This is a genomic window from uncultured Albimonas sp. (genome assembly GCF_963977235.1).
Classification (GTDB): domain Bacteria; phylum Pseudomonadota; class Alphaproteobacteria; order Rhodobacterales; family Rhodobacteraceae; genus Albimonas.
In genome coordinates this window covers 17,963-39,450 of the sequence record NZ_CAXBOD010000046.1, presented here as the reverse complement: position 1 = coordinate 39,450, position 21,488 = coordinate 17,963, and the positions used below count along the sequence as shown (strand labels likewise).

Below are 21,488 nucleotides of genomic sequence, written 5' to 3'. Positions count from 1 at the left end.
CGCTGAACCAAACGGTGCGCCGCAGCGCCTCGTCGGTGAGCGGCTATCTAGGGGGAATCGCGGGGGGGCGCAACCGCTTTCTCACTGCCCATGCGAAGTTTTCGTGTCGAACGTAGCGGCGCCGGCGTGACACTATGAAGTTTCCGCAACGGCCAAAGGGCCCTGCCCCGCTGGCCTGGCGGAGCCTGCCGGGGCTCGCCGCTGATCCCGGCGCGCCGGGATCAGCAGAATCTCTCAACAACGTGGCGTCAGGCCGAATCCGGGAGCCGGAGATTCGGAAGATTCGAGTCGCCGAGCCCGCCCTGCCCCGTAGACAACCGCCTCAGGCGCCGCCGCGCGCCTCCAGCGCGGCGCGCGAGCCGGCCTCGGCCTTGGCGCGGGAGATCAGGCGCACCGTCGAGGTGCCCTTGGCCAGCAGCAGGCCCGTCTCGTCGCGCAGCGTCCCCTCGGCAAAGCAGGTCGAGCGGCCGGCGCGCTCGACCCAGCCCTCGGCGATCACCAGGCCGGGGCGGGCGGGGGCGAGGAAGCTGATCTTGATCTCGAGCGAGATCGGCGTCTGCTCGACCCCCACCAGGCTCATCAGCGCCATCGCCATCGCCTGGTCGATCCAGCCGGTCACGAAGCCCCCCTGCACGATCCCGCCCGAGTGACACATGTGCGGGCCGGCGAGGTACTCGACCACCGCGCGGCCGCCCTCGAACTTTGTGCGCCGCTGCAGGCCCATGGTCTCGAACAGGCTGCCGGGGGTCGCGCGCAGCTCGGCGTCGTGGATGCTGGCGGCAGGGGCGGGAGAAGGGGCGGTCGTCATCGGTGGCCTTTCGTCAGGTCGCGCGCGAGGGACGGCAAGGCGCGTTCCCCGCGACATCGGTCGCGGCCAGTTGGAGCGCATCTCGGCGCGCGGGGCAAGCGCCCTTGCCGACCGGCAGGCAGGATCGCCGGCCGTGCGCCCTGCCCGCGGCGGGCCGTCGGGCCCGCGCGGGGGCCAGGGACACGACCCCTTCAGGGCCCGCGGCCGCCTCAGCCCCGCCGGCAGGCCAGCGCCGCGCGCAGGCGGCCGGCGGCGGCGCGGCCCAGCGACAGCGGTTCGTCCAGCCCGTCGAGCGTCGCCAGCGTCAGGTTGCGGTCGCGCGAGACCAGCCGGCGCACCCGCTCGACGTTGACCATGGTCGAGCGGCCCAGCCGCACGAAGGGCGGGGCGGGCAGGCTGCTCTCGAAATGGCTCAGCGTGCGCAGGATCAGCACCGAGGGATCGCCGGCCAGATGCACGCGGGTGAAATCCCCCTCCGCGGTCAGGGCGGCGATCGAGCCGGGGGGAACCAGCAGCGTGCGCCCCGGGATCGCCAGCTCCACCGGCTCGCCCGAGGCGTCGGGGGCGGGGCGCAGCCGCCGCAGCGCCTCGGCCAGCCGCCCGGGGTCGACGGGCTTGAGCAGGTAGTCGGCGGCCCGCACCGCAAAGGCGTCGATGGCGCGCTCGGCATGGGCGGTGACGAAGACCACCTTCGGAGCGGGGTCGAGGCGCGCCAGAAGGTCAAAGCTGTCGCCCTCGTCGAGCTCCACGTCCAGGAAGGCGGCGTCGGGGCGGTGGGTCTCGATGGCGCGCACGCCCGCGTCGAGGTCGCCGGCGGTCGCCACGATCTCGACGTCGGGGGCCGCGGCCAGCAGGCGCGACAACGCCCGGATCGCCAGCGGCTCGTCGTCCACGATCACCACCTTCATTCCGGCGCCCCCTCCAGCCGCAGCGACACGCGCACCTCGTCTCCCTCCTGCGCCAGCGCCAGCGCGTGGCGGCCGGGGTAGTGCAGCGCCAGCCGCCGGCGCACGTTCTCGAGCCCGATGCCCGAGCGCGAGCCCGCCGGCGCCGCGTCGGCCAGCGCCCCGGGGTTGGAGATCTCGATCTCCAGCCCTGCCGCGCCCGCCGCCCGGATCGTCACGCTCAGCGAACGCCGGCCGCCGCGGCGCCCATGCTCGACCGCGTTCTCGACCAGCGGCTGCAGGAGGAACGAGACCACCCCCCGCCCCAGCGCCGCCGCCTCGACGTCCAGCGAGGCCTCGAACCGCTCTCCGAAGCGGGAGCGTTGCACGGCGAGATAGGCCTCCAGCGCGTCCACCTCGTCGTCCAGCCTCGCCACCAGCCGGTCCATGCCGTCCAGCGAGCGGCGCAGGAAGATCGACAGGTCCTCGATCATCGCCCGGGCGGCGGCGGGGTCGACCTGCAGCTCCTCGGCGGCGCCGTTGAGGGCGTTGAGCAGGAAATGCGGGTCCAGCTGCAGGCGCAGGCGCTGCAGCTCGGCCTCGCGCGCTTCGGCCTCGGCCTGGGCGGCGCGGCGACGCTCGGCCCGGCGGGCGCGCTCGGCGGCGATCCAGAAGCAGGCGAGGCTCCAGCTCACGTAGACCAGGAAGAAGTAGAAGGCGACCGAGAGGAACGGGGGCAGCATGGTGCCGGTCAGGGGCACGATGGCCAGCGGCTGGCGCAGCTCCTCGGCGGCGAGCGCGACCAGCACGCCGCCGCCGGCCCCCAGACCCAGGATCCAGGCCAGCGCCGGGGCGGTCAGGCGCCCCTCGAACCCCAGCCGCCGGTAGATCGCCGCCAGCACGTAGGCCTGCGCGATCACGAAGGGATCGAGCGCGAGCGTCAGCACGATCGCCGACCAGACGTCCTGGTAGGTGAACAGACGCACCACGATGTCGAACAGCACGAAGGCCGCCCAGCCCGCCAGCGTGAAGCGCAACGCCGAGGCCGGCCCCCCCAGCACCCCCGCGACCAGCCCGCCGTCCTCCGCGTCGGGAGGGCGGGCTCGGGCGGAGGCGCGGGCGGCGGGTCGGGGCGGCTCGGCCGCCGTGGGCAGGGTGGAAGCGATCGGGACGGTCTCCGCTGCCGGCAGATCGGGGAGTCGCCCTCCTTCGATACAGCCGCCGCCGCGGGCCGACAAGCGCCCGCCCTGCGCCCTCCGCATCGAAGCTTCCGCCGCGTTGACCGAGGAATCCGCCCGGTTCGCCGATCCCCGCCCGCCCCCCTCTGGATCGCCGCGAAAAGGCTGGTAGCACGACGCGGCGTCGCCCCGCAGAGGCCGGCGCGCAGGGAGGGAGGCGACGATGGCCGACGGCACGGTCTACCGGGTGATCCAGGGCGAGGGCGACATCCTCGGGTTCGATCCGGCCCGCGACAAGCTCGACCTCGGCGACGTCTCCGTTCACAATTTCATCGTGGTCGACACCGACGCGGGCGTCGGCTTTCTCGACCCCTGGTCCGGCGAGACCACGGTCGTCCAGGGCGTCTCCCTGGGCCAGCTGACGATCGACAGCTTCCTGCCGGTGATCAACGACCACCTGCGCCAGTGCCTTTCAGGCGCGCTGGCCTGGGCCCACGGGATCGAGGAACAGCCGAACACCGTCTATGCCCGCTCGCATGAGCCGGGCCGCATCGACCGCGTCGCCTTCGATCCGGCGACCGACGTGGTGGACATGCGCCACTACGGCTCGCGCGAGCAGATCTCGATGACCGACGGGGCCGAGGGGGCGGTGATCTCCAACGCCGGCACCGGGCAGACGCTGATCCTTCTGGGCGTCTCGACCGACCAGCTCTCGGCCGGCAACTTCCTGTTCTATTCGGCCCAGGTGCGCGAGGACCGCGTCCACCTGCAGCTGGGGATCGAGGTCGTGCCCGAGGCGCAGGTGCTCGACCAGGGGACGCCGGTCGCCGGCACCCGCGACTGGCCCACCGCCGCGGGCCCCGGCGACCCGCCTCCGGGCGAGTCGGGCCGGGTGTTCGAGCTCGACTGGGACTGGGGCGCGCACGTCCGCCTCGCCTTCGATCCGGCCCACGACCGGCTCGATTTCGGCTGGTTTCGCGGCGACCAGTTCACCCTGGCCGAGATCGACGGCGAGACGGTCATCACGATCGACGGAAACCGGCAGAGCTACACGCTCGCCGGAACCCCGCTCGGGGCGCTGGACATGGGGGCGATCGTCGCCCGCGATCCTTCGGCCCGGGCGGAGTGGCAGGCGGCGCTGGAGGGGGCGGCTCCCGCGCCGCGCCTGTCGGCGAGCGACGCGCAGGCGGACGAGGCGGAGGGGGTGGTCGAGTTCACCGTGTCCCTCTCGGCCCCCGCCACGGGAACGGTGACGGTCGACTGGGCGACCGTCGCCGGGACCGCGCGGGCGGGGGAGGACTACGCCCCCGCCGTCGGGACGCTCAGCTTCGCCCCGGGCGAAGTCCTGAAGACGATCTCGATCTCGCTCGCCGACGATGTCCTGCACGAGGCCGACGAGACCTTCGGCCTGCGCCTGACCTCTCCCTCCGGCGCGGTGCTGGCCAGGGCCGAGGCCACCGCCACGATCCGCGACGACGACCCCGACGAGGCGCCCGACGACCTGCCCGCGATCTCGCTCGCCGACGTTTCGGGCGCCGAGGGCGACGCGGGCGAGACCCACATGCTGGTCGAGGCGACCCTGTCGAAGGCCTGGCACGCGCCGGTCACGGTGGCCTGGACCACCGCGGACGGGACCGCGCGGGCGGGCGAGGATTATCACCCCGCCTCCGGAACCCTGACCTTCGCCGCGGGCGAGACCGCCAGGACCATCCACGTCCACGCCATGGGCGACACGACGCCCGAGACCGACGAGACGCTTTTCGTGCGCCTCTCCTCTCCCGAGGGTCTCGAGATCGCCGACGGCGAAGCTCGCGTCACCCTGCGCAACGACGACGAGGCCGCGCCTGCGCCGCCGCCCGAGCTGACCATCTCCAACCGTCGCCTGGACGAGGGCGACGACGGCTGGAGCGTCGCCAGGCTGAAGGTGCGCCTGTCGGAGGCCTCGGACGCCCCGGTCTCGGTCGACTGGACCACCCGCGACGGGACCGCCGCGGCCGGCGAGGACTACCGCGCCGCCTCCGGAACCCTGACCTTCGCCCCCGGAGAGACGGTGCAGACCCTGCGCGTGCGGGTCTTCGGCGACGGGCTCGAGGAGGGGGACGAGCGTTTCGTCGTCCGCCTCTCCAACCCCGAGGGAGCGACCCTCGCCGACGCCAAGGGCGTGGTGCGCATCCGCGACGACGACGAGGCCGCGCCCCCACCGCCGCCTCCGCCTCCGCCTCCGCCTGAGGACGGCGGCACGGTGTCCTATTCGGTCGACAACGCCTGGTCGGGCGGCTTCGTCGCCACGATGGCCGTCAGTGCGGGCGACGCCCCGCTCGAGGGCTGGACCGTCGCCTTCGATGCGGGCTTCGAGATCGTCAACATCTGGAACGCCCGGATCGTGTCCCAGGAGGGGACCCGCTACGTCCTCTCCAACCTTGATTACAACGCCGATGTTCCCGCGGGCGGGACCACCGGCTTCGGTTTCCAGGCCGCAGGCGACGACAGCGCCGTCTCCGGTCTGGCCCTGGACGGCGCGGATCCCCCCGTCGCGCCGCCGGCGATTTCGGTCGCCGGGGCCGAAGCGGTCGAGGGCGAGTTTCTCGAATTCGAGATCTCGCTTTCGGCCGCCTCGGTCGAAACCATCAGCGTGCGCTACGCCTCGCAGGACGGCGGCGCGCGCGCCGGGGAAGACTATGTCGCCGTCTCCGGCACGCTCAGCTTCGCTCCGGGCGAGACCACGAAGACGATCCGCGTCGCCACGCTGGACGACGCCGTCTTTGAAGGCCCCGAGAGCTTCACCATCGCCCTCTCCGCTCCCTCGGGCGGCAGTCTGGGCGTCCCCCGGGCGCAGGGCGCGATCGTCGAGAACGATCCCGCGCCAAGCCCCGGGATCGGCATCGACGACGCGGCCGCGGCCGAGGGCGACGAGGGCGGGACGTCGCCCGGCTGGTTCTCGACCTCGGGGAACCAGGTCGTCGATGCCGACGGAACTCCGGTGCGCATCGCCGGCGTGAACTGGTTCGGCTTCGAGAGCGACACCTTCGCCCCCCACGGCCTGTGGACACGCGGCTACGCCTCGATGATGGACCAGATGCAGGCCGAGGGGTTCAACACCATCCGCCTGCCGTTTTCCTCCGAGATGCTGCACACCACGGCCGCGCCCAACGGCATCGACTTCTCGCAGAATCCGGACCTGGCGGGGCTGACCCCGCTCGAGATCCTCGACGTGATCGTGGACTACGCGGGCGAGATCGGGATGCGCATCATCCTCTACCACCACCGCTCGACCGCCGGCGCGGGGACCTCCGGCAACGGTCTGTGGTATGGCGAGGGCGGCTTCACCGAGGCCGGCTGGATCGAGGACTGGCGGATGCTCGCCGCCCGCTATGCCGACGATCCCACCGTGATCGGCGCCGACCTGCACAACGAGCCGCACGCCGGGACCTGGGGCGGCGGCGGCGCCCGCGACTGGGCCCGCGCGGCCGAGACCGCCGGCGACGCCATCGGCGAGGTCAATCCCAACTGGCTGATCCTGGTCGAGGGCGTGGGCGCCTACCAGGGCGACAGCTACTGGTGGGGCGGCGCTCTGCAGGGCGTGCGCGACCGGCCCATCGAGCTCGCGCTCGACGACAAGCTGGTCTACTCGCCCCACGACTACGGCAACTCGGTCCACGCGCAGCCCTGGTTCCAGGACCCCGGTTTCGCCGAGGACCTGCCGGAGATCTTCCGCGAGGCCTGGGGCTTCATCTTCGAGGACGAGATCGCCCCGGTTATGCTGGGCGAGTTCGGCACCCGCCTGCAGGACCCCAAGGACGAACCGTGGCTGGCGGCGCTGACCGTCTATCTGCAGGGCGACTTCGACGGCGACGGCGCCTCCGAGCTGGCCTCGGGGCAGGAGGGGATCGGCTGGACGTACTGGTCGTGGAACCCCAACTCCGGCGACACCGGGGGCGTGCTGGCCGACGACTGGCGCACGGTGATCGAGGCCAAGATGGCCTACCTCGAGCCGATGCAGTTCGACTTCGGCGAGACCGGCGCCTGGGCGACGTTCGAGGTCTCGCTCACCGCCCCGGCCGCGCAGGAGATCACGGTCGACTGGACCACCGCCCCCGGCACGGCGGACGAGACGGATTTCGAGGCCGCCTCCGGCACGCTGCGCTTCGCCCCCGGCGAGCAGACCCGGCAGATCCGCATCGCCCTGACCGGCGACGGTCTCCCCGAGGCGGACGAGAGCTTCGCGATCCTCCTCTCCAACCCCCAGGGCGCGGAGCTGCTGGACGCCGAGGCCATCGGCCTGATCCTCAACGACGACGGCGGGGGCGACCTGCTGGTCTGAGGCCGGCGCGGATGGCGCATTTCAATGCGCCATCCGCGCCCCCGATCAATTCAGCCGGGCGCCGGTCCGCGGCTCGAAGAAGCTCGCCTTGGCGAGGTCGAAGGCCACGTCGAGCGGTTGGCCCGCCTGCGCCCGCGTCTCGGCCGAGAGGCGCGCGGTCACCGCGGCGCCGCCGAGGCGCGAGACGACGTAGGTGTCGGCGCCCGCAGGCTCGACCACCTCCACCAGGCAGCGGGCGGGGACCACGTGGGCGCCGTGGCGGGCGCCCGGCTCGACGATGTCCTCGGGGCGCAGGCCCAGCACGACGTCGCGGGGAAGGTTCGCCCCGACCGGCGCCTGGATCAGGATCGGCGCGTCGCCCTCCCGCGCGATGGCCACCTGCCCGCCCTCGACCGTCGCCGGGATCAGGTTCATCGCCGGAGAGCCCATGAAGTCCGCCACGAACATGTTGGCCGGCCGGTTGTAGATCTCGGACGGCGAGCCGATCTGCTGGATCACGCCCCCCTTCATCACCACGATCCGGGTCGCCAGCGTCATCGCCTCGATCTGGTCGTGGGTGACGTAGACCATCGAGGCGCCCAGGTCCTGGTGCAGCCGCTTGATCTCGGTGCGCATCTCCACCCGCAGCTTGGCGTCGAGGTTCGAGAGCGGCTCGTCGAACAGGAACAGCTTCGGTTCGCGCACCAGCGCCCGGCCCATCGCGACCCGCTGGCGCTGCCCGCCCGACAACTGACCCGGCTTGCGGTCCAGCAGCTGCGAGATCTGGAGCTGGCGCGCCACCTCGTCGAGCTTGCGCTTCTGGGTGGCCGCATCGACGCCGCGCACCTTCATCCCGAAAGTGATGTTCTTGGCGACCGTCATCGTCGGGTACAGAGCATAGCTCTGGAACACCATGGCGATGTCGCGGTCCTTGGGCGGGGCCTTGGTCATCTCCCGCCCGCCAATGGCGACCGAGCCGCCGGAGATCGGCTCGAGCCCCGCGATGCAGTTGAGCAGGGTGGACTTGCCGCAGCCGGACGGGCCCACCAGGACCAGGAAGTCGCCCTCCTCGATCTCGATGTTCACGTCGTGGAGGATCACCGTCTCGCCATAGGCCTTGCGGAGGTTCCGGATCGTCAGCACGGGCGCCATGGGTCAGCCTTTCACCGATCCCGCGGTCAGGCCGCGGATGAAGTACTTGCCGGCGACGACGTAGACGAGAAGGGTCGGCAGGGCGGCGATGATCGCGGCCGCCATGTCGACGTTGTATTCCTTCACGCCCGTCGTCGAGTTGACGATGTTGTTCAGCGCCACCGTCACCGGCTGCGAGCCGGCCGAGGAGAACGAGACGCCGAACAGGAAGTCGTTCCAGATCTGGGTGAACTGCCAGATGATCGAGACCACCACGATCGGGACCGACAGCGGCAGGAAGATCGAGACGAAGATCCGCAGGAACCCCGCGCCGTCCACCTTCGCCGCCTTGATCAGGTCGCCGGGGATCGAGACGTAGAAGTTGCGGAAGAACAGCGTGGTGAAGCCGATCCCGTAGACCACGTGTACCAGCATCAGCCCCGGGATGGTGCCCGCGAGCCCCAGCAGCCCCAGCATCTTGGCCATCGGCAGCAGCACCACCTGGAACGGGATGAAGCAGCCGAAGAGCAGCATGGCGAAGATCGTGTCCGCCCCCCGGAACCGCCACTGCGCGATCACATAGCCGTTCAGCGCCCCGATCACGGTCGAGATCGCCACGGACGGGACCGCCAGCAGGATCGAGTTGAAGAAATAGGGCCGCAAGCCTTCGCAGGTGATGCCCGAGCAGGCCTGCGACCAGGCCTTGGCCCAGGGCTCGAAGGTGATCTCGCGCGGGAGCGCGATCAGGGAGCCGGTGCGGATCTCCTCGAGCGTCTTCACCGAGGTGGTCAGCATCACGAAGAGCGGCGCCAGGTACCACAGCGCGAAGACGCCCAGGATCGCGAAGAGAAGCCAGCGCAGGGCGATCTTGCCCCAGTCGGTCCGCTCGGCGGAATAGCTCGACAGATCGCTCATTTGCGCGTCCTCAGCTCGGAATAGAGGTAGGGGACCACCACCGCGAAGACGATCATCATCATGATCATCGCCGACGACGCGGCCTGCCCCAGGTCCCCGCGCGAGAACGCCATCGCATACATATACGTGGCCGGAAGGTCGGTGGCGTAGCCCGGACCGCCGCCGGTCAGCGCGATCACCAGGTCGAAGCTCTTGATCGCCAGATGCGCCAGCACGATGAAGGCCGACAGGAAGATCGGCGCCATCGAGGGGATGATGATCGCCGTGTAGATCCGCGTGGTCGGGATGCCGTCGACCTGGGCGGCCTTGATGATCTCGGAGTCGACGCTCCGCAGCCCCGCGAGAAAAAGCGCCATCACGAAGCCCGAGGCCTGCCAGACCCCCGCGATCACCACCGTGTAGATCGCCATCTGCGGGTCGACGAGCCAGCCGAAGCTGAACGCCTCGAACCCCCAGCCGCGGACCATCGCCTCGATGCCCAGCCCGGGGTTGAGGATCCACTTCCACGCCGTGCCGGTGACGATCATCGAGAGCGCCATGGGATAGAGGTAGATGGTCCTCAGCGCCCCCTCGGCCCGGATCCGCTGGTCGAGCAGGATCGCCAGCAAGAGCCCCAGCAGCATCGAGACGCCGATGAACAGGATCCCGAAGATCGCCAGGTTCTCGATCGCCACGTCCCAGCGCGGCGCGTTGAACAGGCGCGCGTACTGGCCAAAGCCGTCGATCGCGTACTTCGGCAGCAGCCGCGATTTCGTCAGGCTGACCCAGGCGGTCCAGCCGATGAAGCCGTAGACGAACAGCAGCATCGCGGCGAAGGACGGCGCCAGCACCAGCTTGGGCGCCTGACGTTCCAGCCAGTCGAACATGCAGAGGTCCCCTCCCTCGCCTTCCGATCCCCCCGGGCGGGCCCGGGGGCGCCCCCCTCCCCGCGAGGAGGGGAAGGGGGCCGTGGGCCGACGCGGGGTGTGGCCCTGCGCCGGAGGTCCTGGCGATCAGCCGATCACATCGAGTTGGCGACCGCGTCGGCGAGCATCTGCACCGCCTCGTCCGAGCTCATCTCGGAGTTGAAGTGCGCCGTCACCACGTCGGTGATCGCGCCCGCCTGCGCGCCGCGCAGCGCCATGCCGTGGGCGTAGGAGGGCAGCAGCGAGCCGCCGTCCGCGCTCGCCTGCATCTCCTCGGACGAGGTGTGGGCGCAGCTGTCGAACTTATCCAGGCTGACGTCGGTGCGCGCGGGGATCGAGCCTTTGTTGAGGTTGAAGGTCTCCTGGAAGGTCGGGCCCATGATCAGCTCGGCCAGCAGCTTCTGGCCGGCCACCCGGTCCTCGCCGTCCACCTCGAACATCGCGAAGCTGTCGACGTTGTAGAGGAAGCCCTCGCCCGGCGCCGAGGCGCACAGGAAGTCCTCGCCCGGGGTCTTGCCCGCCGCCGCGAACTCGCCCTTGGCCCAGTCGCCCATGATCTGGAAGCCGGCCTCGCCGTTGATCACCATGGCGGTGGCGAGGTTCCACTCGCGCCCCGAGAAGTTGTCGTCGACAAAGCCGCGCAGGGTGCGCATCTGGTCGAACACCGCCTTCATCTGGTCGGACTTCAGCGCCTCGGGGTCGAGGTCCACGAGCGCGGCCTTGTAGAACTCCGGCCCGCCCAGGCTCAGCGCCACCACCTCGAACAGGGTCGCGTCCTGCCAGGCCTGGCCGCCGTGGGCGAGCGGGACCACCCCCGCCTCCTGCAGCGTCTGCGCGGCGGCGTTGAACGCCTCCCAGGTGGTCGGCATCTCGATGCCGGCGTCTTCCAGGACCTTGGCGTTGGCCCAGATCCAGTCGACCCGGTGCACGTTCACCGGGGCGGCGCACCAGGCGCCCTCGCATTTCATGTGGCCGGCGATCGCCTCGGGCAGCACCTCGGACCAGCCCTGCGCCTCTGCCACGTCGGAGATGTCCGACAGCACGCCTTCCTCGTACCACTCCTGGATCGCGGGGCCCTTGAGCTGCACCGCGGTCGGCGCGTTGCCCGACAGGACCCGGGCGCGGAGCGCGGTCATCGCCGCGTCGCCGCCGCCGCCCGCCACCGGCATGTCGGTCCAGGTCCCGCCGCGCTCGGCGAACTCCTGCTGCAGGACGGCGACCGACTTCGCCTCCCCGCCCGAGGTCCACCAGTGCAGCACCTCCACCTGCGGCTCGGCGGCCGCGGCGCCGGCGAGCAGCGCGGCCATCGACGAGGCCGCCAGAACGTTGAGCTTGCGCATTGTCATCCTCCCTTGTCCGCCGCCCCCCGCCGGGGGCCTGCGTCTCCGGGCCGGAAGATCGCGGAAGCCGCGGCGCAGCATCAACGCCCGATCCATGCTGCACTGCCGAAGAAGTCCGCGTTTTCGGGGCGTTCCGTTACAAAGCGTTACGCGGCAGTCTATAGAGGCGCCGGAACCGGCGCGGCGGCGGACAAGGACCGGACGGCGATGACCATCCCCAGGCTTCTGGTCGTGGACGACGACCCCGAGATGCGCGCGATGCTGACCGCCTTCCTGCGCCGCCACGGCTTCGCCGCGCTGGAGGCCGCGACCGGCGCCCAGGCCCGGGCCGAGTTCGCCCGCCATCGCATCGACCTGATCCTGCTCGACGTGATGCTCGGCGACGAGAGCGGCCTCGAGATCTGCGCCCGCCTGCGGGCCGAGCATGACGTGCCCATCGTGATGCTCTCGGCGCTGTCGGCCGACCACCAGCGCATGGCGGGCTACGCGCGCGGCGCCGACGACTATGTCGCGAAACCCTTCAACCCCGAGCTGCTGCTCGCCCGGATCCGCGCCGTCCTGCGCCGCACCCGCCGCGCCGCCTCGCTCGCCTATCGCCGGGCCGAGGGGGTGCACCGTTTCGCCGGCTGGACCTTCGACGCGCGGACCGAGACCGCAACCGGGCCCGACGGGGTCGAGGCCTCCCTCTCCCGCCGCGAGGCCGCGCTGCTCAAGTGCCTGCTGGCCAACCCCAACATCCCCCTGACCCGCGAGGAGATCGCCGAGGCCCTGCACGACCCCGACGCCGTCGACTCCGCGGGGACGGAGCCCGACGCCAGCTCCCGCGCCGTCGACGTGCTGGTGGGCCGCCTGCGCACCAAGATCGAGGAGAACCCAAGGGTCCCGGCGCTGATCCGCACCCAGCGCGGCGTCGGCTACGTCCTGACCGCCGAGGTCGAGACCGCCCCCCGCGCGCCCGCCCCCGCCCCCGTGCGCTGAGATGCGCGACGCCCCCGCCCCAGACGAACCGCCCGCCGGGGCCTGGGAGCCCGCCTCGCTCGCCGCGCTGGACCCCGCCGCCGGGCCGGGCGCGGCCGCCGGCGCCGGCCCGCGCCGGGCCGCGCGCGCCTGGACCCTGCGCACGCAAGGCGCCCTGCTGGTGCTGGCGGCCCTGATCGCGGGGGCGGCGGGCGCCTGGGCCTGGGCCCGCTCCGACGCCGCATGGGAGGCGCGCCTCGCCCGCGCCCGGGCCGCGGGGGTGCAGCTCTACCACGCGCTCGACGCCGGCGGGACGCCGCCCGTGGGCGTGACCCTCTCGCCCCCCCTGCCCCGCGGCGCCCCGGCCGCCGACCCCGCCCTGCCCTACGCGACCGAGGTCTCGTTTCTCTCGCTCGGCCCGGGCGCCATCGGCGGCGACCGGCTGCGCCTGCGGGTGCTGTCGGCCGAGCTCTCCTATCCCGTCTCCTCCATCGCCGGCGACGACGCCGCGGGCGGGCCGGCCGCCAGCCTCGGCGCCTTCTCGGCCCTGCTCGCCCGCTGGTGCGCCGAGCCGCGGGTCTTCGCCCGCCTCGGCGACGGCCCCTGGCGGCGGATCGAGGGCGAGGCGATCTGGGGCTGCGCCGAGGCGCCCGCCGACCTGCGCGCGCCCGCCGCCCTGGGCCTGGTCCTCGCCGTCGCCCTGCTGCTCGGGCGCTGGTCCGCGATCTCGGCCGACTTCCGCGCCGCCGCCGCCGCCCTTCGCGCCCGGCGCGACGAGGACGCCCCGATCCCCGCAGAGGGCCCCGCCGAGCTGCGCGAGGTCATCGCCGCCGTGAACCGCCGCCTGGCCGAGGAGCGCGAGCGGCTGTCGCGGCGCGCCCTTGTCCTGTCGGGCATCAGCCACGACCTCGGCGCGCCCGCCACCCGCCTGCGTTTGCGCGCCGCCCTGATCGAGGACGCCGAGCTGCGCGCCAGGCTGGAGCGCGACCTCGACCAGATGACCGGGATGCTGGATTCGGTCCTCGCCTTCACCCGCGCCGAGATGGGGGACGAGCCGCGCCGCTCCCTCTCCCTCACGGCGCTGGTCGAGGCGGTGGTGGCCGACTACGCCGACCTCGGCCGTCCGGTGACGCTCGCCGAGCCCGCCCCCCCCCGCGCCGGTCCCGTCGGCACGATCTTCCTGGCCGCTCGCGCCCCCGAGCCCCCCGCCGCCCGCCGCGTGGTGATCGAGGCGCGGCCCCTGGCCCTGCGCCGCGCGCTGGGCAACCTGATCGACAACGCCCTGAAATACGGCCGCCGGGCCGAGGTCTCGGTCGAGGCCGACGCCCGGCGCGCGCGCATCGTGGTCGCCGACGCCGGCGGACCAGGCGCCGACGCCGCGGCGATGGAGGCGCTGCTCGCCCCCTTCGCCCGCGGCGCCAACGCCGCCCGGGCCAAGGGCGCCGGCCTCGGCCTTTCGGTCGCCGCCACGATCGCGCGCCAGCACGGCGGCGCGCTGACCTTCGAAACCGCCGCCGAGGGCCTCTGCGCCGTCCTCACCCTCCCCCGCAACTGACGCCCCGCGTCACGCCCGCCCGCAGGGCGCCTGCAGACCGCCCGCCGCCGCCAGGCGGCGTGCCCCCGGGCTCGACCCGGCGCCGGCGCGACAGGGCCGCCCGCAGGGCGCCGTTGGGTCACGTGCATGGTGCGTTGCAGCAGCAATTGTTCATTGACAGAACAATCGGAGCGCCCCAACGTCACCCCGACCGCCGCAGAGCGGGCTCGCCGGGAGGATCCGCCAGAGGCCAGGCCGGCGCGCCCTGCGCCCCGTCCGCCCCCGCCGCGCCCGCGGCCCTTCGCAGACTGACCCCACGGCCGCCGCCGCCCGGCTTCGCCGGCCAGAGAGGACGCATGACCGCCCCGCAGGACGCCCCGAGCCAGACGCCGACCGCCCCCATGCTGGCCGTCGAGATCGACGGCCCCGTCGCCACGCTGACCCTGAACCGTCCCGCCAAGCGCAACGCCATGTGCGACGCGCTGCTGGCCGAGATCGACGCCTTCTTCGCCGCCCCGCCCGAGGGCGTGCGCGCGGTGATCCTGCATGGCGCGGGCGGCCACTTCTGCTCCGGCCTCGACCTCTCCGAACACGTCTCGCGCGAGGCGGAGGCGGTGCTCGCCCACTCCCGCAACTGGCACCGGGTGATGGACCGGGTGCAGTTCTCGGGCCTCCCGGTGGTCTCGGCCCTGCAGGGCGCGGTGATCGGGGGCGGGCTGGAGCTCGCCTGCGCCACCCATGTCCGCGTGGCCGAGCCAGGCTGCATCTTCCAGCTCCCCGAGGGGATGCGCGGCATCTTCGTGGGCGGCGGCGCGACCGTCCGGGTCGGCCGCATCCTGGGCGCCGACCGGATGTGCGAGATGATGCTCACGGGCCGCAAATACGCCACCGAAGAGGCCGCGGCCCTGGGCCTCGCCCACTACGCCGTCGGCCCGGGCGAGGCGCTGGCGAAGGCGCGCGCGCTCGCCCATCAGGTCGCGAAGAACGCCAAGCTGAGCAATTACATGATGATCCAGGCCATCGCCCGGATCTCGGACATGGCAAAGCCCGACGGGCTGTTCGTCGAGAGCCTGTGCGCGGCGATCAGCCAGACAAGCCGCGACGCCGAGGAGGGCCTGAACGCCTTCCTCGAGAAACGGCCGCCCGCCTTCCGCTGACGGCCACCACCCGCCGACCGCCCGGCAGAGGCGGCGGCGCGACCAGGGAGAAGAGACCATGACCCAGATCACCCGCCGCGCCGCTCTGGCCGGCATCGGGGGGACGCTCGCCGCCCCCGCCTTCGTCCGGCGCGCCCGCGCGGCCGAAGTCACCCTGCGCCTGAGCCACTTCCTGCCCCCCGTCGCCCCGATGCACACCAAGGTGTTCGAGCCCTGGGCGAAATCGGTGATGGAGGCCTCGGGCGGCGCCATCGAGGTGCAGATCTTCCCGGCCATGCAGCTTGGCGGCAAGCCGCCCCAGCTCGCCGACCAGGCCCGGCAGGGGATCTGCGACATCGCCTGGACCCTGCCCGTCTACACCCCCGACCGCTTCCCGGTGGCCGAGACCATGTCGCTGCCCTTCATGGTCACCAACGCCGAGAAGGGCTCGGTCGCGCTCCATGCCCTGATGGAGGAGTTCGGGGCGGACGAGTACAAGGGCCTGAAACCGCTCGCCTTCCACATGCATGACGGCGGCAAGCTGCACATGCGCGACACGCCCATCACCTCGGCCGCCGACTTCCAGGGCAAGCGCCTGCGCGCCCCCAACCAGGCCACCGGCGAACTGCTGGCCGCGATGGGCGCGGAAACCGTCTTCTTCCCCGTCACCGAGATGGTGGTGGGCCTGTCCAACGGCGTCATCGACGGCTGCTGCCTGCCCTATGAGGTGGTGCCGCCCTTCAAGCTGCAGGAGCTGACCTCGATCAGCTGTGAGCCGGCGGCGGGGTCCCGCGGCCTCTACGCCAACACGTTTGCGATCGTGATGAACCAGGGGGCCTACGACGGGCTGTCGCCGGACCTCCAGAAGGTGATCGACGACCACTCCGGCCCCGACTGGTCGCGCGCCATCGGCAAGAACTTCGACGCCTTCGAAGCCTTCGGCCGCGGCATGGTCGAGAAGCAGGGCAACCAGATCGTCGAGATCCCCGCCGAGGAGATCGCGACCTGGCGCCCGATGGCCGAGCCGATCTACGCCGCCTGGATCGAGAAGCTGAACGCCGCCGGCCACGACGGCGAGGCGATCCTCAAGCGCGCCAACGAGCTGCTGGACGCGGGCGCCTGATGACCGGCGCCAGGAACCGGGAGGGCGGCGCTCCGCCCTCCCCTTCCGATGCCCCGGCGCTGCACCGCTGGCTCGAGCGGCTGTGCCTGGTCTTCGCCGGCGCCGGCGGGCTGACGATCTTTGCGGTGTCGATGGCGGTCACCGCCTCGGTGGTCATGCGCACCGTGGGGATCGGGGGCCTCCGCGGGGATTTCGAGATGGTCGAGCTCGCCTGCGCCTCCTGCGCGGCGCTGTTCCTGCCGCTGTGCCAGCTCAAGAAGGGCCACGTGATGGTCGACATCTTCACGTCCTGGGCGCCCGGGCGCAGCGTGCGTCGGATCGACGGGCTGTGGACGCTGATCTTCGCCGCCGCCTGGGCGGCGCTCGCCTGGCGGATGTGGGCGGGGATGGAGACCATGCTCGACTACGGCGACCGCACCATGCTGCTGCGCGTTCCGGTCTGGTGGGTCTATCTGCCGGGCGTCGCGGGGATGGCGCTGTCGGCCGTGGTCGCGCTGGAGTCCGGCCTGCGCCAGCTCGCCGGCTTGCCCGAGCCCGGCGCGGGGCGCGCCCCGACATGAGCCCCTCGACCCTCGCGCTGATCATGGTGATCGTGCTGCTGGCGGCGATCTTCGCGCGCGCGCCGATCGCGCTGGCGATGGGGCTGGTGGGGGCGGGCGGCTACGTGCTGCTGGCGAGCCCGCAGGCGCTGCTCGCGTATCTCTCGACCGCCTGGACCGACAAGTTCATGAGCTACGAGCTCGCCATCGTGCCGCTGTTCATCCTGATGGGGCACCTCGCGACGCAGACCGGGATCTCGGCGGCGCTGTTTGCGGCCTCCAACGCCTGGATCGGGCATTTCCGCGGGGGGCTGGCGATGGCCGCGGTGGCGGGCTGCGCGATGTTCGGCTCGATCTCGGGGTCCTCGCTCGCCACCGCCTCGACCATGGCCAAGGTGGCGCTGCCGGAGATGCGGCGACACGGGTATTCGGGGGCGCTCTCGGCCGGATCGCTGGCGGCCGGCGGCACGCTGGGCATCCTGATCCCGCCCTCGGTGGTGCTGATCATCTACGCCCTGCTGACCGAGCAGAACATCGTCAAGCTGTTCCTTGCGGCCACCCTGCCCGGCATCCTGGCGGTGATCGGCTTCTGCCTCGCCATCGCCGTCTACACCCGCCTGCGCCCCTCGGAAGGCCCCACCCACCCGGCCGCCGACCTGCGCGCCCGCCTGCGCGCGCTGGGCGGCATCTGGCATATCGTGGCGATCTTCGCCGTCGTGCTGGGCGGCATCTACGGGGGCGTGTTCACCCCGGCCGAGGGCGCGTCCGTCGGCGTCGCCATGACCCTGGTCGCCGGCCTCGCCAAGGGCGCCCTGACCCTGCGCGGTCTGCTCGACAGCCTGATCGAGACGGCGGCCTCGACCGCGATGATCTTCGCCATCGTCTTCGGGGCGGACCTGTTCAATGTGGCGCTCGCGCTCTCGCGCATGCCCACCGAGGTCGCGGCCTGGTTCGGGCAGGCCGGCATCGCGCCGATGACCGTGCTTCTGTGCATCGTCGCCTTCTACCTGGTGATGGGCTGCGTGATGGACAGCCTGTCGCTGATCCTGCTGACCGTGCCGGTGTTCTTCCCCACGGTGATGGCGCTCGACTTCGGCCTGATGCCCGAACAACAGGCCCTGTGGTTCGGCATCATCACCCTGGTGGTGGTCGAGATGGGCATGATCACGCCGCCCGTGGGGATGAACCTGTTCGTGATCTCGGCCATGGCCCGCGACATCCCCACCTCCGCGATCTTCCGCGGCGTCTCGCCCTTCATCGCCGCCGAGGTCCTGCGCCTGTCGCTGCTGATCGCCTTTCCCGCGCTCAGCTTCTGGCTGGTGCAGGTCGCGGCGCGCTGAGGGGGGACCGGATGCCAGAGCCCCGCCCCGCCCCCGCGCCGCCCGAGGTCACCGACGAGCGCCTCCGCCAGTTCGCCGGCTACAACATGAAGCGCGTCTACATGAAGGTGCGCGCCGACATGACCGCGACGCTGGCGCCGGCGGGGCTGCGGGTGGCCACCTTCTCGGCGCTGGCGGTGATCCTCGAGAACCCCGACATCACCCAGACCCGCCTCGCCCAGGCCCTGAAGGTCGAGCGGTCGGGCGTGGTGGTGCTGGTCGACGAGCTGGAGAACGCCGACCTGATCGCGCGCCACAGGGTGAAGGGGGACCGGCGCAGCTATGCGCTGCGCGCCACCCTCAAGGGCCGCCGCGCCTGGGACCGGGCCGAGGCGCTGGTCCACGCCCACGAGGCGCGCCTGTTCGCCCCGCTCCGCGCCGAGGAGCGCGAGGCCCTGCGCGCCGCCCTGCGCCGCATCGACGAGGGACTGGATTAGCTTCGCCCCCTTGGGGCGCAACGCGGGCGCCGGCGCCAAGACCGGTCCCGCCCGGGAGGACTCGATGAGGGACATCATGGAGAAGCACACCACGGGAAGGGATCCGACGACCGGCCTGCGCCTGGTCCCGCACTCGGCCGTGCTCGAGCGGCGCGAGGGCGCGCTGCGCCTGACCAGCCGCACGCCCCTCGACCCCGTGGTCGCCACCACCGCGGCCTGGCTGCATCACTGGGCGCGGGAGACGCCCGAGACGGTCTTCCTCGCCGAGCGCGACGGCGAGGGCTGGCGGGAGCTGACCTATGCGCAGGTCCTCGGCCAGGTTCGCGCCGTCGCCGCGTCGCTCGTCGCCCGCGGTCTCGGGCCCGACACGCCCATCGCGATCCTGTCGGGCAACGGCGTGGACCACGCGATCCTCTCCTACGCCGCGCAATACGTGGGCGTGCCGACCTCGCCGCTCGCCGAGCAGTATTCGCTGATCGAGGAGGCGCAGCTCCGTCTCGATCACGCGCTCGCCAGGCTGGCCCCCGCGATGGTCTTCGCGTCGGAGGCGGCCCGCTTCGCCTCGGCGCTGGCGCGCCCGGTCTTCGAGGGGGTCGAGATCGTCGCCGCGGCGCCCGAGGGCGCCCCCCGCCCCGTCACCCCCTTCGCCGAACTGCTGGCCGGCGCCCCCGGACCGGCGCTGGACGCGGCCCACGCGAAGGTGGGGCCGGACACGATTGCCAAAGTGCTGTTCACCTCGGGCTCCAGCTCCGAGCCCAAGGGGGTGCTGACCACCCAGCGGATGATGTGCGCCAACCAGGCCCAGATGCTCTCGGTGCTGCCGTTCCTGAAGGACCGCCGGCCGCATATCGTCGACTGGCTGCCCTGGAACCACGTCTTCGGCGGCTCTCACAACGTCAACATGATGCTGGCGCTGGGGGGCACGCTGAGCATCGATCACGGCCGCCCGACGCTCGAGGGGTTTGCGGCCTCGGCCGAGAACATCCGCGCGCGGGGCGGCACGATCAGCTTCAACGTCCCCGTCGGCTTCTCGATGCTGGTGCAGGCGATGGAGACGGATCCCGACCTTCGCCAGGCCTATTTCCGCGACCTCGACCTGATCTTCTACGCCGGCGCCTCGCTGCCCCAGGCGGTCTGGACGCGGCTCGAGGACATGGCGCGCGAGGTCCGCGGCCGCCTGCCGCTGATGATCACCTCGTGGGGGATGACCGAGACCGCCCCCGCCGCGATCATGCTCCATGAGCCGATCGGCCGCTCCGGCGTCATCGGCGTGCCGCTGCCGGGGGTCGAGGTCAAGCTGATCCCCGACGCCGAGATGCGCTGCGAGCTGCGGGTGAAGGGCCCCAACGTGACGCCCGGCTACCTGCGCGACCCTGCGCGCACGGCGGCCGCCTTCGACGACGAGGGCTTCCTGATCACCGGCGACGCCGTGCGCTTCGTCGACCCCGACGACCCCGCCCGCGGCCTGGTCTTCGACGGCCGCGTGGCCGAGGACTTCAAGCTCGCCACCGGCACCTGGGTGCAGGCGGGACGGCTGCGGCTCGAGGCGCTCGACGCGCTGCGCGGCCTGGTGCAGGACCTGGTGGTCTGCGGCCACGACCGCGGCGAGATCGGCCTGCTGATCTTCCCGCGCCCCGACCGCGGCGGGACCGTCTCGCAGGGCGCCGTGGTCGACCCGGCCCTGCAGGCCCGGATCGAAACGGCGCTGGCCCGCCTGGCCGAGACCGCCACCGGCGCCTCGCGCCGCATCTCCCGCGCGCTGATCCTGGCCGAGCCGCCCTCGCTGAAGGACGGCGAGATCACCGACAAGGGCTCGCTGAACCCGAGCCGCATCGCCGCCCGCCGCGCCGCCCTGCTGGAGCGGCTCTACGACAACGAAGACCCGGCCCTGATCCGCGTCTGAAGGAGGCCCTGCAATGGTCGATTTCTCCAAGGTCCGCGCCATCGACTTCCACACCCACGCGGAAGAGCCCTGCGGCTGCCACAGCGACGACGGCTACGACGAGCTGCAGACGACGATGGCCAAATACTTCGGCGCGCCCTGGACCCATCCCCCCACCATCCCGCAGACCGCCGCCCACTACCGCGAGCACAACATTGCCGCGGTGATCTTCCCCGTCGACGCCGAGCGCGAGACCGGCTACCGCCGCTACCGCAACGAGGAGGTGGCGGAACTCGCCGCCGAGAATTCCGACATCCTGATCCCCTTCGCCTCGATCGATCCGGCCAAGGGCAAGCTCGGCGCCCGCGAGGCCCGCACCCTGGTGCGCGACCACGGCGTGCAGGGCTTCAAGTTTCACCCCACCATGCAGGGGTTCTTCCCCAACGACCGCATGGCCTACCCCCTCTACGAGGCCATCGCCGAGACCGGGAAGCCGGCGCTGTTCCACACCGGGCAGACTGGCGTCGGTTCGGGCATGCGGGGAGGAAACGGGATGCGGCTGAAGTACTCGAACCCGATGCATATCGACGACGTGGCGGTGGATTTCCCCGACATGCCGATCATCCTCGCCCACCCCTCCTTCCCCTGGCAGGAGGAGGCGCTGTCGATCGCCCAGCACAAGCCCAACGTGTATATCGACCTCTCGGGCTGGTCGCCGAAGTACTTCCCGCCCATCCTGGTTCGCTATGCCAACACGATGCTGAAGACGAAGATGCTGTTCGGCTCGGACTGGCCGATGATCGCGCCCGAGAAATGGCTGAACGCCTTCGACCAGGCGGAGTTTCGCGACGAGGTGCGGCCGCTGATCCTCAAGGACAACGCGCTGCGCCTGTTGAAGGCGGTGGCCTGACGCGCCCGCGGGACGCGGACGAGCGAGCCCGCAGGCGCCCTGCGGACGGGCTTGGCCGGGACGGCGCCTGGGGTTGGGGGCGGCGAGGCAACCGAACGGGGGAGCCTCCGGCGGGCTCCTGACTCACCCA

At 72.1% G+C, this 21,488-nt stretch carries 17 protein-coding genes; 10 read left to right on the top strand and 7 right to left on the bottom strand.

Going from position 1 to position 21,488, the window contains the following annotated elements; translation table 11 throughout:
- Nucleotides 1-322: 322 nt before the first annotated feature.
- From AAC134_RS17810 to AAC134_RS17800, 3 genes are all read right to left on the bottom strand, one after another.
- A complete protein-coding gene (locus AAC134_RS17810; RefSeq protein ID WP_339950474.1) occupies nucleotides 323-808 on the bottom strand; it encodes a PaaI family thioesterase in 486 nt (161 codons plus the stop codon).
- Nucleotides 809-1,017: 209 nt separating this feature from the next.
- Nucleotides 1,018-1,716: a LytTR family DNA-binding domain-containing protein gene (locus tag AAC134_RS17805; protein WP_339950473.1), complete on the bottom strand. Its 699-nt coding sequence runs from the start codon at nucleotides 1,714-1,716 to the stop codon at nucleotides 1,018-1,020.
- Entirely contained in the window at nucleotides 1,713-2,753 is a 1,041-nt protein-coding gene (locus AAC134_RS17800; protein WP_339950472.1) for a histidine kinase, read from the bottom strand. The genes AAC134_RS17805 and AAC134_RS17800 overlap by 4 nt, the downstream gene beginning before the upstream one ends.
- Nucleotides 2,754-3,093: 340 nt before the next feature.
- On the opposite strand from AAC134_RS17800, the gene AAC134_RS17795 reads away from it, so the two are divergent.
- Nucleotides 3,094-7,191: a Calx-beta domain-containing protein gene (locus tag AAC134_RS17795; RefSeq protein ID WP_339950471.1), complete on the top strand. Its 4,098-nt coding sequence runs from the start codon at nucleotides 3,094-3,096 to the stop codon at nucleotides 7,189-7,191.
- Between the two features lie 45 nt (nucleotides 7,192-7,236).
- Here AAC134_RS17795 and ugpC read toward each other — a convergent pair whose 3' ends face one another.
- The 4 genes from ugpC to AAC134_RS17775 all read right to left on the bottom strand — a co-directional run bounded on the left by ugpC (nucleotide 7,237) and on the right by AAC134_RS17775 (nucleotide 11,461).
- Nucleotides 7,237-8,322 (bottom strand): sn-glycerol-3-phosphate ABC transporter ATP-binding protein UgpC, encoded by a 1,086-nt coding sequence (gene ugpC, locus AAC134_RS17790; RefSeq protein WP_339950470.1) that lies wholly within the window; start codon nucleotides 8,320-8,322, stop codon nucleotides 7,237-7,239.
- A 3-nt stretch (nucleotides 8,323-8,325) separates the two neighbouring features.
- Nucleotides 8,326-9,216, bottom strand: a complete 891-nt coding sequence (locus AAC134_RS17785) for a carbohydrate ABC transporter permease (protein WP_339950469.1) — start codon at nucleotides 9,214-9,216, stop codon at nucleotides 8,326-8,328.
- Complete coding sequence (locus AAC134_RS17780; RefSeq protein ID WP_339950468.1) at nucleotides 9,213-10,082, bottom strand: sugar ABC transporter permease; 870 nt, start codon at nucleotides 10,080-10,082, stop codon at nucleotides 9,213-9,215. Before AAC134_RS17780 ends, AAC134_RS17785 begins: the two co-directional genes overlap by 4 nt.
- Before the next feature lie 134 nt (nucleotides 10,083-10,216).
- Entirely contained in the window at nucleotides 10,217-11,461 is a 1,245-nt protein-coding gene (locus tag AAC134_RS17775; RefSeq protein WP_339950467.1) for an ABC transporter substrate-binding protein, read from the bottom strand.
- Nucleotides 11,462-11,668: 207 nt separating this feature from the next.
- On the opposite strand from AAC134_RS17775, the gene AAC134_RS17770 reads away from it, so the two are divergent.
- The 9 genes from AAC134_RS17770 to AAC134_RS17730 all read left to right on the top strand — a co-directional run bounded on the left by AAC134_RS17770 (nucleotide 11,669) and on the right by AAC134_RS17730 (nucleotide 21,358).
- Nucleotides 11,669-12,439: a response regulator transcription factor gene (locus tag AAC134_RS17770; protein ID WP_339950466.1), complete on the top strand. Its 771-nt coding sequence runs from the start codon at nucleotides 11,669-11,671 to the stop codon at nucleotides 12,437-12,439.
- Between the two features lies 1 nt (nucleotide 12,440).
- The gene (locus AAC134_RS17765) at nucleotides 12,441-13,973 is read left to right on the top strand and encodes an ATP-binding protein (protein WP_339950465.1); all 1,533 of its coding nucleotides are present in this window, start codon (nucleotides 12,441-12,443) and stop codon (nucleotides 13,971-13,973) included.
- Nucleotides 13,974-14,308: 335 nt separating this feature from the next.
- On the top strand, nucleotides 14,309-15,109 hold the full coding sequence (locus tag AAC134_RS17760) for a crotonase/enoyl-CoA hydratase family protein (protein WP_339950464.1): 801 nt from the start codon (nucleotides 14,309-14,311) through the stop codon (nucleotides 15,107-15,109).
- 58 nt (nucleotides 15,110-15,167) lie between these two features.
- Nucleotides 15,168-16,211, top strand: a complete 1,044-nt coding sequence (locus AAC134_RS17755) for a TRAP transporter substrate-binding protein (RefSeq protein WP_339950463.1) — start codon at nucleotides 15,168-15,170, stop codon at nucleotides 16,209-16,211.
- A complete protein-coding gene (locus AAC134_RS17750; protein WP_339950462.1) occupies nucleotides 16,211-16,771 on the top strand; it encodes a TRAP transporter small permease in 561 nt (186 codons plus the stop codon). The genes AAC134_RS17755 and AAC134_RS17750 overlap by 1 nt, the downstream gene beginning before the upstream one ends.
- A complete protein-coding gene (locus tag AAC134_RS17745) occupies nucleotides 16,768-18,090 on the top strand; it encodes a TRAP transporter large permease (protein WP_339950461.1) in 1,323 nt (440 codons plus the stop codon). Before AAC134_RS17750 ends, AAC134_RS17745 begins: the two co-directional genes overlap by 4 nt.
- An 11-nt stretch (nucleotides 18,091-18,101) precedes the next feature.
- Complete coding sequence (locus AAC134_RS17740) at nucleotides 18,102-18,566, top strand: MarR family transcriptional regulator (RefSeq protein ID WP_339950460.1); 465 nt, start codon at nucleotides 18,102-18,104, stop codon at nucleotides 18,564-18,566.
- 64 nt (nucleotides 18,567-18,630) lie between these two features.
- On the top strand, nucleotides 18,631-20,469 hold the full coding sequence (locus AAC134_RS17735) for a feruloyl-CoA synthase (RefSeq protein WP_339950459.1): 1,839 nt from the start codon (nucleotides 18,631-18,633) through the stop codon (nucleotides 20,467-20,469).
- Nucleotides 20,470-20,482: 13 nt separating this feature from the next.
- Nucleotides 20,483-21,358, top strand: a complete 876-nt coding sequence (locus AAC134_RS17730; protein ID WP_339950458.1) for an amidohydrolase family protein — start codon at nucleotides 20,483-20,485, stop codon at nucleotides 21,356-21,358.
- Nucleotides 21,359-21,488: the final 130 nt, after the last annotated feature.